The sequence below is a fragment of the Ferruginibacter sp. genome (genome assembly GCF_031391665.1).
In the GTDB taxonomy this organism is placed as follows: Bacteria; Bacteroidota; Bacteroidia; order Chitinophagales; family Chitinophagaceae; genus Ferruginibacter.
The window spans coordinates 1-12,378 of the sequence record NZ_JANMUN010000012.1; the positions used below are offsets into that span (position 1 = coordinate 1).

General features: G+C 38.2%; 10 protein-coding genes. 9 read left to right on the top strand and 1 reads right to left on the bottom strand.

The genetic code is table 11. The features are described 5' to 3' along the window. On the bottom strand, positions 1-339 hold a 339-nt coding region (locus ACY651_RS01030), incomplete at its 3' end, for a cyanophycin synthetase family protein (RefSeq protein ID WP_462248805.1). A gap of 236 nt (positions 340-575) precedes the next feature. On the opposite strand from ACY651_RS01030, the gene ACY651_RS01035 reads away from it, so the two are divergent. From ACY651_RS01035 to ACY651_RS01075, 9 genes are all read left to right on the top strand, one after another. After that, the gene (locus ACY651_RS01035) at positions 576-1,865 is read left to right on the top strand and encodes an aminotransferase class V-fold PLP-dependent enzyme (RefSeq protein ID WP_462248807.1); all 1,290 of its coding nucleotides are present in this window, start codon (positions 576-578) and stop codon (positions 1,863-1,865) included. A gap of 88 nt (positions 1,866-1,953) precedes the next feature. Continuing rightward, entirely contained in the window at positions 1,954-2,847 is an 894-nt protein-coding gene (locus ACY651_RS01040; protein ID WP_462248809.1) for a cyanophycinase, read from the top strand. Between the two features lie 78 nt (positions 2,848-2,925). After that, the gene (locus ACY651_RS01045) at positions 2,926-3,597 is read left to right on the top strand and encodes an SGNH/GDSL hydrolase family protein (RefSeq protein WP_462248811.1); all 672 of its coding nucleotides are present in this window, start codon (positions 2,926-2,928) and stop codon (positions 3,595-3,597) included. A gap of 236 nt (positions 3,598-3,833) precedes the next feature. After that, the gene (locus ACY651_RS01050; RefSeq protein WP_462248813.1) at positions 3,834-4,811 is read left to right on the top strand and encodes a histidine kinase; all 978 of its coding nucleotides are present in this window, start codon (positions 3,834-3,836) and stop codon (positions 4,809-4,811) included. 526 nt (positions 4,812-5,337) lie between these two features. Next, entirely contained in the window at positions 5,338-5,898 is a 561-nt protein-coding gene (locus ACY651_RS01055; protein WP_462248815.1) for a sensor histidine kinase, read from the top strand. Continuing rightward, positions 5,895-6,620, top strand: coding sequence for a LytR/AlgR family response regulator transcription factor (locus tag ACY651_RS01060; RefSeq protein WP_462248817.1), 726 nt, complete (start codon positions 5,895-5,897; stop codon positions 6,618-6,620). Before ACY651_RS01055 ends, ACY651_RS01060 begins: the two co-directional genes overlap by 4 nt. A gap of 204 nt (positions 6,621-6,824) precedes the next feature. Continuing rightward, complete coding sequence (locus ACY651_RS01065; protein ID WP_462248819.1) at positions 6,825-8,567, top strand: LytTR family transcriptional regulator DNA-binding domain-containing protein; 1,743 nt, start codon at positions 6,825-6,827, stop codon at positions 8,565-8,567. Positions 8,568-8,601: 34 nt separating this feature from the next. Further along, positions 8,602-11,529 (top strand): WD40/YVTN/BNR-like repeat-containing protein, encoded by a 2,928-nt coding sequence (locus ACY651_RS01070; RefSeq protein WP_462248821.1) that lies wholly within the window; start codon positions 8,602-8,604, stop codon positions 11,527-11,529. Between the two features lie 70 nt (positions 11,530-11,599). After that, positions 11,600-12,378, top strand: a 779-nt coding sequence (locus ACY651_RS01075; protein ID WP_462248823.1) for a hypothetical protein, incomplete at its 3' end; no start/stop codon positions are given.

Sequence of the window (12,378 nt, forward strand, 5' to 3'; positions counted from 1 at the left end):
GCATACATAATATTCGCCTTCTTTGCCCGTGCCCCTTGTGCGGCCAAAACCAGTATCCATGCCGGCAAGTGTTTGCATTTCCAAAGCAATATGTTCAATTACGTGGCCCATCCAGGTGCCTTCATCCACTCTTTCAAAAAAACCGCCAGGTGTGCCCACACTGCAGCGATGCTCAATCATAGTAGGAAACATTTTTTCCAGCCGCTCCCTAAAACCTGCAATAGAATTGGTGGGGCGTTGCTCCATATCTTCTAAATCCAATTTCATTTGTATTAGTTTGGTGCGGCGCACACTCCAGTAGTTAGGTCCTTTTAATACTTTAATTTCAAGAATATTCATAAATGCAGTTTTTTGTACTCTTTTTAGTTTTTTTTGAGCCAGGCGATATTTCTTTGTTCAACTTCATTGGCGTCGCACTCTTGTGCGACATAACTTTATTGAGCTTTTATCTAAGCGTAAATAATTTCTGTACTTCTGTGTCTCTGTGGCAATTTTACTCAGAAATGGAAATTAACGAAATCATCTTGCTTTGCAAAAAACAAAATCAGTAAATTGTATAACCAAAATTAAAAAGTATGTCAAACCGTCGTTCATTCTTAAATAAAATAAGTATACTATCAGCTGTTGCATTGTCTGCAAACATTTTTCAACCGGCATGGAGCCGTAACTTAAAAGCGGCAGTAAAAAATGTTGAAAAGGTTAATCCTGCTGATTTGGCAAGTGATGATGAGTTTTGGTATTATGTACAGCAATCTTATACTATCTCTGCAAACTTTATCAACCTAAATAATGGTGGCGTATCGCCTGCACCCAAAGTGGTTGCCGATGCCATGAAAAGATATTACGACATCAGTAACGAAGCCCCCAGTTATTTTATGTGGCGTGTAGTTGACCAGGGGAGAGAACCGCTAAGAAAAAATTTAGCACAGCTTGCCGGTTGCGATGCAGAAGAAATTGCCCTGCACCGCAATGCCTCCGAAGCACTGGAAACAATAATTTTTGGTATTGATTTAAAAGCAGGCGACGAAGTAGTGTTGACAAAACAAGATTACCCCAACATGATTGGCGCATGGAAACAAAGAGAAAAAAGAGAAGCCTTAAAATTGGTTTGGATAAATCTGGAATTACCCAGCGAAGATGAAAACTATTTAGTGAAGCAATACACAGATGCATTCACTACAAAAACAAAACTGGTGCAAATAACCCACATGATAAACTGGGTTGGCCAAAAAATGCCGGTTAAAAAAATTGCAGATGCGGCAAAGAAAAAAGGTATAGAATTACTGGTTGATGGCGCTCACACTTTCGCCCAATTTGAATTTAAAATTCCTGATTTAAACTGCGATTATTTTGGTACCAGTCTGCACAAATGGTTAGGTGCGCCAATTGGCACAGGTTTGCTTTATGTGCGTAAAGAAAAAATAAAAAACATTTGGCCAATGTTTGGCGCTGGTGATAAAGAAGAAGATAATATCCGCAAGTTTGAACATTTGGGCACCCGTCCTTTTTACATTGAGCAGGCAACCGACAAGGCTATTGACTTTTATGATATGATTGGCGCTAAAAGAAAAGAAGAACGGTTACTCTATTTAAAAAACTACTGGATGGAAAAAGTTAAAAACATTCATAAAGTAAAGTTGCACACGTCTTTTAAAAAAGAATTTGGTTGCGCCATAGGTATGGTAAGTGTGGATGGTAAAACAGCAACAGAATTAGATAATTATCTCTGGACAAATTATAAAATTCATGCCGTAGGCATAAATTGGGAAAATATTCATGGCCTTAGAGTAACACCCAATGTTTACACTACCACAAAAAATTTAGACCGCCTTGCAGAAGGTATTGAAAAGTTTGCAAAAGGTTAATTTACATGTAATCAACATCAGTTAATAACTAAACCACAAGTATAAAACACGATTTGCCTTATTTTTGCGTTATATCAAAAAAGATTAAATGCCAATTGCCAAAGGAAAATTGATTGCGATAGGTGGAGCAGAAGACAAAGGAACAGAAACTGACAAAGACGATTTTAACCGCAATAACCTCAACTTTTTTGAATTAGGGATTCTTCGCCGCATTGTGGAGGAAGCCGGCGGCCCCCTCAGTCGTATAGAAGTTATTACTACCGCCAGCACCATTCCCTACGAAGTGGGAGATAATTACCTTAATGCTTTTGGAAAAATTGGCTGTACCAATATTGGTTTAATGCATATCCGCAACAGGGCCGATACTAACAATCCTGATTATTTACAACGTATTAAAGAATGCGACGCTGTTATGTTTAGCGGCGGCAATCAACTGCGGCTAAGTGTAACCGATGGGGGTACAGAATTTTTATCCATTATTAAACAGCGTTACCACGATGAAGATTTTGTAGTTGCAGGTACATCAGCAGGTGCTATGGCTATGAGTAAAACTATGATTTACGAAGGCAATGCTGCAAAAGCGCATCTTAAAGGCGAAGTAAAAATGACCACCGGTTTGGGCTTTTTAGATTCGGTTATCATTGATTCGCATTTTGAAAAACGTGGCAGGTTTGGAAGGTTGGCACAGGCGGTTGCCTGCAACCCCAGTTGCATTGGCATTGGTTTGGGAGAAGATACCGGCATGCTGATAACCGAAGGCAATAAAATGGAAGCGATAGGAAGTGGTTGTGTAATTATTATAGATGGTCACGATGTTAGCTACAGTAATATTGCCGACATACCCGATGGAAACCCTTTCAGCATAGAGAATTTAAAAGTACATGTTTGCGAAAAGGGAAATGGGTTTTTGGTAAAAGAAAGAAAATTTATACCAGAGGTTGCAGAAGGTGCAGTAATTAAAAAGCAGGTTCATGTAGAATAATTTATTTTTTATAATAAGTAAAAGCATGCTGATTTTTCAGCATGCTTTTACTTTAAATTGCATTTCAAACTATTTTTTATGAAAAAGTTGATACTACTTTTTATGCTTGCAACAATCGCATTTGCATTTACTCTTCAAAAAAAAACTAAAGTTATTTTCTTCGGCGATTCTATTACACAGGCAGGTGTAAACCCCGGCGGATATATCAAACGAATCGACAGCATGTGTACCGCAGAAGGTCAAAAAGAAAATTATGAATTTATTGGGGCAGGTATTGGCGGCAATAAAATTTACGATTTGTATTTGCGGATGGATGATGATGTACTGGCGAAAAATCCTGATATAGTGTTTATTTATATCGGAGTAAACGATGTGTGGCATAAAGCTACCTCGGGCACAGGAACCGATGCAGATAAGTTTGAAAAATTTTATACAGCTGTAATAAACAAATTAAAAGATAAAAATATTAAAGTGGTATTGTGTACGCCTGCTGCCATAGGGGAAAAGACGGATTTTAGCAACAGCCAGGATGGTGACTTAAATGAATACAGCAAAATTATCCGTAATCTGTCAACAAAAAATAATTTACAACTGGTTGATTTGAGAAAATCATTTTTAGAATATGATCTTAAGAATAATCCGGATAATAAGGACCGTGGTATTCTTACAACAGACAGGGTGCATTTAAATGCAAAAGGCAATCAGTTGGTGGCAGAAGAAATGTGGAAATTAATTAAAGAGGTAAAGTAAAAGATAGCCTTTTCGTAAAATTATTTTCCTCGTTGAAGAATTTTTAGAGTTTGTTGAAATATTGCTGAAGACCATTGAAATGTTTTTATAATGTTATAAGGTTGTATGCAATAGTGTAACTTTATTAGTGATAAATGTTTCATCAACTTCATACTAAATCACAGTTATTATATTGGTTAAAAGTATTTGTATTGTATGCGCTGATTGAAGCATGCATACAATTTTTGTTCTTTTTTTTGCTAAATAATTTTGGAGCAAAGCCAATAAGTATTATTGAAATTCACCTGGTAATGTGGTTCTTTCAATGCCTGTTGATAGTGCCCATATGGTGGGTGGCCAGGCTGGTTAGCAATAAGGGTATATTTGTTCAGATTCTGATTAATGTTGGTTTCTATATTGTTTACACTTATGTTTGGTTTGGTCCTGTACAGGAAGCGATTGGATACCTTTACAACCATTTAGTGCAGGTAACCAGAACCGGTAATAGCCGGATGGTGGCAGTATTAGACAATGGCGCAATTTATTCTTACCTCAATTATCAATTACTCAAACATGCTTTCCGGCTGTCGTGGTTTTACCTGGCTGCCTATTTTTATAATTACCGGCAGGAAGAAAAAAAGCGGATAGAATTGGCAATTGCCAACAAAGTGCTGCAACTTAAAATGCTTAAATGGCATCTCAACCCTTCCTTTTATTTCAATACACTTCATTACCTTCAGCAGGTAGCAAAGGAAAAACCATTAAATGCTGCGGCACCTATATTACAATTAGCTAAAGTAATGGAGTATGTTATTTACGAGGCAAAGGAAAAACTGATTGATGTTAAAAAAGAAATTCAGTTTCTTAACAATTATATTCAGTTGAAAAATCTACAGTTAGTCAATCATTCGGCATTTGAAACCGAAGTTACAGGCGAACATCAAAAACTAAAAATTGCACCACTGCTTTTGACCGGCATAATTGATGAAATTATACAGTCAGAAATTTTTACAGAGAAAAAAAAGTATAAAATAAAGTTACAATTTTCAGGTATAGAAATGCAGCTTATTGTAAAGGGTGATTTGGGAGAGCAAACTAAAATGTTGATATTGCCCGGAGGAATTCTGGATATGCGGTTGAAAGAACTGTACCCGGGGAGTTTTTCTTTCCATTATTTGGTTGACAGCAATCAATTTAAACTTAGCCTAAAACTGGATGCAGAAAGTGGATTTTAATATAGCGAATGTTCCTTACCGGCAGTCAGGTTTTCTTTCTGCCAGCGAAAAAAGCAGGAGTAAAAAATTCTGGCAATATTCTTTTTGCATATATGCTGTGGTTGAAATTTTTATTTTAACTATCCAGTATATTATCACCTTAAGTAAATGTTCTGCCTGTACAATGCCACCGGTTTTTTATTTTTTTAACTGGATGCAGCATATCATTTTTACTGGGTTGTTATGGTATTTTTTAAACCAGGTTTATCATTCAAGGCTCTGGAAAACCATCTTGTTGAATATAGTTGTTTTTATAACACATCATTTTTTGTGGCTTGGGGTGCTTTATGCAATTTTTCATTCTGCACAGCACTGGTTGATAGGAGAAAAACCGGAGATCCATTCATACAGAGGTTTTATATATTACTCATGGCCTGATATTGGGAAATATGTAGTGAAGTTGTCAGTGTTTTATGTGTTAAAATTTTATTTTGAATTCCGGAAGGCAGAACGGCAGAGAATTAAGCTGGCTGTAATTAATAAGGATATGCAACTTAATTTACTGAAACAGCAATTGAGTCCGCATTTTTATTTTAATACATTGAATAACCTCTATGGACTTGCCAGGAGAAATAGTATAAAATTAGCGGGTGCTTTACATCAATTATCTAATATTATGCAGTATGTAATTGTTGACTGCAACCAGCCCAAAGTATTACTGAGCCAGGAAATAATTTTTTTACAAAGCTATATTGCACTGGAAAAACTGAGGTACGAACAAAATATTGTGATTGAAATGAAAGTAGATGGCGATGCAGGTAATAAAACAATTTTACCATTGCTGCTTATACAATTTGTAGAAAATGCCTTTAAACATGGCATGAAAGAAAAGTCAAATAAAAATTGGATGAATGTAAATCTGTTAATCCAGAAAGAGGAACTGAACTTTAAAGTTGAAAACAGTTATTATGATACAACTGCAAAGGATGGGATTGGGATTAACAGTGTAAAACATATACTTAGCCTTAAATACGAAAATAAATATGATATGCAAATACAGCATGAAGACAATCGTTTTTCAGTAACTTTAAAACTTAACCTGTCATGAAAAAAATTAGCTGTGCAATAATTGATGATGAACCAATTGCCCGTGACATTCTGGAAGATTTTGTTACCCAGGATGACAGGCTTTCATTGCAGGGTAATTATAAGAATGCAAAAGAAGCATTGAAGGGAATAATGGTTCAGCCGGTTGAATTAGTTTTTCTTGACATTAATATGCCGGGCCTTACTGGTTTCCAATTTTTAAAAACAATGACTAACCCACCAGCAGTAATATTTACCACTGCTTACCGGGAGCATGCCCTGGAGGGGTTTGAGGCCAATGCAATTGACTATTTGCTGAAACCCATTGCCATTGAACGATTTTTATTATCTGTAAATAAAGCCTGGAAATTTTTACGTTCTTCTGTGCCTGAAGTAGCAGAAGCGGTTTCAAACACCAACGATTTCTTTTTTGTAAAAGCAGATGGGGGACTCGTAAAAATATTGTTTGCCGAAATATTATTTATCGAAGCATTGAAGGAGTATGTAAAGATTGTAACAAAAGAAAAATCCGTTATTACTTATCATACTATCTCCGGCCTGGAAGATAAATTGCCTGCCGGAAAATTTTACCGTATCCACCGTTCTTATATCGTAAATATAAAAGCCATTACAAGTATTGAAGGCTTCACTGTTAAAATTAATAAAGAGGAACTTCCAATTAGCCGCAACGAAAGGGATGCATTTGTTGAGATAGTAGCTAGTGGTAAAATAATTGCTAAATAACAGCCTTCTTTCGTTGAATCAATACAACATTTCGTTGAAAAAGCATGCAGCGGCACCAGTCCGTTGAATTTTACCTCAATCATGTAGAATACCTCCATAGTATTTCATTTTGCATAGTAGCTTCATGAGGCATTACAAAATGCGCTTAACTCAAAATTGATTTATTCCGCATTGCTGTATTTATAACTTTTTAATTGATCAAATATGGAAAAGACCTCATTGCAAATCAAAACTTCAACAGGGCGGTTTTCAATTGATACCAGTACCATTGTAAGAATAGAAGCGTCTTCCAACTACTCCAGAGTTTATTTCAGCAATGGTAAAGTACTGGTAACTGCGAAAGTACTTAAGTGGTTTGAAGAGAAGTTACAGCACCAGCCATTTGTTCGGTTGCACAGGAGTCATTTAGTTAATAATGATTTTATGTATTGTAATCAGCGCATAGGCAGCGAAGTGGAAATGAAAGATGGTACAATGATACAAGTATCAAAGCGAAGAAAGAAAGCTATATGGAATAAGTTCTTTGCTCTGCTACTCGTACTTCTTTTTGTTAAAATAGAAGTAACAGCACAGAATGTTGGTATTGGAACTGTAAGCCCGGCCGGCAGATTGCATATTGACCTCAATGGTGCCACTACTCCTTATGCCATTTTAGTAGATGATGATGATGATGATGCTACTATTCGGTTCCGCCGTCTTGGAATTTCAAAATGGTTTCTCCAGTCGCAGGGAAACGATTTTCGGATGGGCACTTATTCTACCAATGATTCTGGCAGGCTTATCCTGGCAACCAATAGCCTCAACCGGATATACATATCACCCGGAGGAAATACTGGTATTGGCATTGCAGAGCCAGTCAGTAAGCTGCAGGTAATTGGAGGCAATGATGTTAACCTGGTTTCCAGCGGATATTTTACTATAGGTAATGTGGATGGAACAAACATGGTTTTTGATAATAATGAAATACAGGCACGGAATGATAGCAGTTCATCTTCATTGTTTATTCAATCAGAAGGTGGCAGAACACAGTTTGGAAGCAGCAGCGATAATAATATAGAAATTGATGGTATTAATATTCAGGCAAAATATAATGGTGCAGGAGGTGAATTGGTGCTTCAGGGACTTGATGGAGGAAAAACAAGATTAGGATCCGGGTTAGATTTTGCCACCACAAAGTTTCATATTTCTACTGGTGGAGATGCAGGACTGGCTTCTAACCAAAGCGGTTACATGATGATTGGTTCGTCTAACGGGTTGAATCTTGTTTTTGATAATAACGAAATACTTGCCCGTGATAATGGCGTTGCTTCAGCATTGTTGCTGGCCAGGGAAGGCAGCAGGGTGCAATTGGGAAATGGCACCGAGGCTATCGGTACAAAGCTTCATGTTTCCAGTGGTAATGATGTAGACTTAACAGACGGAAACAGCGGATATATTCTCATTGGAAGCACAGCCGGAGGAAATATTGCTATTGATAATAATGAAATACAGGCAAGAAGTAACGGGGCTGCCACAAATCTTTTTTTGCAAAATAGCGGTGGCAACGTCCGTATTGGCAATGGCAGTTTTCTTTCCACCCATAAACTGGGCGTGGCAGGAGATGTGGTGGTAACGGGGGGATTAAGAGTAGGCGATGAAATACTTCCTGCAGGTTATAAATTTGGTGTAGATGGAAAAGCAATCTGCACCGAATTGCTGGTACGCTTAGTACCCAACTGGCCCGATTATGTTTTCAACAAAAATTACCAACTACCCGAATTAAATGAAGTTGAAAATTTTATCCGCAAGAATAATCATCTGCCAGGTATACCATCTGCAAAAACAATTGAAACAAACGGATTAAATATTGGCGAGATGCAAAAATTGCAGATGCAAAAAATAGAAGAACTCACTCTTTATATTATTGAGTTGAAAAAAGAAATTGAAAAACTAAAAACTCAGCAATAAAGTTTTACCAGTTTACAAAATCTAAACAATAAGTATGAAAAAGAACTTATTAATAATACATTGGTTGCTGCTGGTACAATTATCTGTTTCCAATGCACAACAGGCCGATGCGGTGCTAAGGCAACAACTGCAGGGAAAACAAAGCCTGACGGAGATAATGAACACGGTAAAACAATACTATAAAAATCCCCAAACTATTAACCGGGTAGGAGTTGATGCAGTAAACAGGAGCCTGAAACACTGGAGCCGCTACGAATGGTATATGAGCAGCCGCTTGGGCCCCAATGGAGAGTTTGTAAATATTAATCAGAAAATGATAAACGCTACAGGCATGCAGCAAAGAGGAGTCGGCAATATTGGAAATGGGATAGAAAGCAGCACTGCCATCTGGTCTGCAGTAGGCCCATTAAATACAGATGGCGGTATTGGCCGTGTTGACAGGCTTGCCTTTCATCCAACAGATGCTGATATAGTATATGCAGGTACCACAGCAGGTGGTTTATGGCGTACTACAGATGCCGGTACAAACTGGACAAACCTTACACCCGATATACCCACAGGTGGAATCAGCGGTATTTTAATTGATCCTGTAAATACAAATACACTTTATGTACTTACCGGAGATGGCGACAGTGATTTTGGTGGGCTGGTTGAAGATTATGGATATATGCGTTTATCAATTGGTGTTTTAAAATCAACCAATGGAGGAAGCACCTGGACAAAAATGGGAAACTTTCCCGGTGTCGATTATTCCAGACTGGTAGGATACCGCCTTACTATGCATCCCACGGATAATAATATTTTGTATGCCTGCACTAACCAGGGATTATTTATATCCTTAACTGCTGGTGCCACATGGGGGCTTGTAAATGGTACCGGCAGGTTCTTCAATCTGCAATTCCGACCGGGCAGCGGAACAGTTTGTTATGCAGTTGGATCCACTTTTGCCTCTGGCTCCACTTCAAGTTTTTCGAGAGCCCTTTTTTGGCGCAGCACTACCAGCGGACTTACATGGGATACTTCTAATGTTATAAACAACCAGATAAATAATCCTACCCGGAGAGTGGAACTTGCTGTGGCACCCACCAATTCAAATCTTGTTTATTTATTGGCTGGTGGTGTGCCGGGTAATGGTCCGGCGAACCCGGTACCTAATCTGTTTAAAGGTTTATTGCTGAGTATCGATGGAGGGCTTTCGTTTGGTTTACAATCTAATTCTCCCAATATACTGGGACGATCTAATACAGGCACTGATACAATAGATCAATCCAATTATGATTTGACTATTGCAGTAAGTAATTCAAGCAGCAGCACTGTAATTACTGGTGCTGTTGAGGTTTGGCGAAGTTTAAACTCCGGCAACACCTGGACTTTCAGAGGGGGCTTACATGATGATGTACATTATTTGGGTTTTCATCCGGTGGATAATAAGTTATGGGCCGCCACAGATGGCGGAGTTTACAGTAGTATCGATAACGGTATTAACTGGACATCTCATTTTGAAGACATGAACATAACCCAGTTTTACAGGATGGCAGTAAACCCGGACGATTATACAAGCATGATTGCCGGTGCACAGGATAATGCTGTAAAAAGAAGAAACGGGGGCACATCTTATTTTGATGAAATAGCAAGTGCTGATGGATTTGCGGTAGGATATGATGTTGCAAATCCTGACACCATGTTTGCTGTAACGAACCGCAGCATTAGCCGTTCTTACAATGGGGGCAATAATTTTACAAACATTACACCGGCTAATTCTTCGCATCCATTTTCTATGGCCATGGCGGTACATACTTCAATAAGTAATGCGTTATTTATTGGTTCCGATTCAATGTGGCGTACCACAAATGGTGGAAACAGTTGGGCCATTACGGGCAGTTTAACTTCTGGTTGGTTTATAAGAACCTGCCCCAGTAATGGCAACCGGGTGTATGCAGCAGGTGGCAACTCATTTGCATCTGCGGCTGGTTTTTTATTCAGAAGTGATGATGGCGGTGTAAACTGGCTGCCCGAAAATATATTGAGCAATAACCCCGGCTTTCCTAATAGTTATCCAAAAATTACTTGCATTAATGTTGATCCCAATAATTCGAATAATGTATGGGTTACTTTTGGCGGTTTTACCGATGGAGTAAAAGTATATTTTTCAAACAATGCAGGTGATACCTGGTCCGACAGGAGCGGAACATTACCTAATGTACCGGTTAACTGTATTGCACTTGACATAAATAATAATGCTTACATTGGCACCGATAATGGTGTTTATTATCGGGGTGCTGGTTCAAGTGATTGGGTGCCATTTTATAATAACCTTCCTTATGTACCGGTAACGGAGTTGATCATAACTGAATCAGAAAACAGAATCAGGGCTTCTACATTTGGTCGTGGAATATGGAGCAGTGATTTATACAGCACTTGTGTAACTGATTTAAATCTTACAGGAACATTAGAGGGACAGGAGTTTCATGAGGCTTCCAATAATATTGTATCAACCTCTTCTTTACTTACCTCCGAAGGTACTAAAGTACAAATGCGGGCAGGAAATGAAGTTTTGCTACAGGCTGGTTTTACAGCAAGAGAAACGACACAATTCAGGGCCGCAATTGGGCCTTGTGGGAGTGGTGGTGTGGCGGGGTTTCGTTTTAGTACAGTGGATTCTTTTACTTTGCTGCCAGCCAGCAGGTATTTAATGCCTGCAAACGGAAGAATGATTTTACTTCATATAGCATCATACAATAATGCTGAAGCAAATGTAAAACTAACAATAAAACAACCCGGTGAAGTACAGTTGATACTCACAGACAGGGAAGGAAAAATTTTGCAACAGAAGAATAGCGGCACAATGAGTAAAGGAGAACATGAAACAAGATTATCTTTAGCCGGTGCAACCAACGGATTATTTTACTTGCATGTACTGCTTAATAACCGCTGGGAACATATTCAGGAGATTAATTTGTAAACGATATAAAAATCTGAAATTAACTATTTTATTGTCTAAACTGCAGCAAGTAAATCAAAAACTTATATCTATGAAATTTATTCGCATTTTTATTTTACTGCTTCTTGTTACAGAAGTAAATGCTTTAACAAGATATGTTACACCAACCGGTGCTGGTGCTATGAATGGTACCAGTTGGGCCAATGCTTTTTCCGGCACATCTTTACAAACAGCTATCAATGCATCTGCACCTGGCGATGAAGTGTGGGTGGCTGCCGGAACTTATTTTACCACCAACACAGCTAACAGAAATATTTATTTCAACATGCTGAATGGAGTAGCTATTTATGGTAGTTTTAATGGAACAGAAACAGTTTTATCTCAACGAATATTTAGTTGCGGCTTTACTTCTTTATTGAGTGCTGAAATTAATTTACCGGGGAATACAGATAACAGCTATCATGTAATTAATAACAGCAGTTTAAATAGTACAGCCATATTAGATGGTTTTACTATCCGTGATGCAAATGCAAATTTTGATTTGACCGGAAATGATAGCAGAAGTCTGGGTGGTGGAATGATTAACAATGCAGCTAATGGAGGCACTTGCAGCCCAACAATACGAAATTGTTTATTCACCAACAACACTGCATTATTTGGCGGCGGTATCTTCGACCATGGACAAAATGGTGGTAATGCCAACCCGGTAATAACTAATTGCATATTCGCATTTAATACAGCCACAGGTGGCGGTGGCGGCATTGATAATTTTGGATATAACGGTAATGCAAGTCCTGTTATTACCAATTGTATTTTTTATGGTAATACAGCAACAGACAGAGCAGGAGCAATGTACTGTTGGGGTGGTGG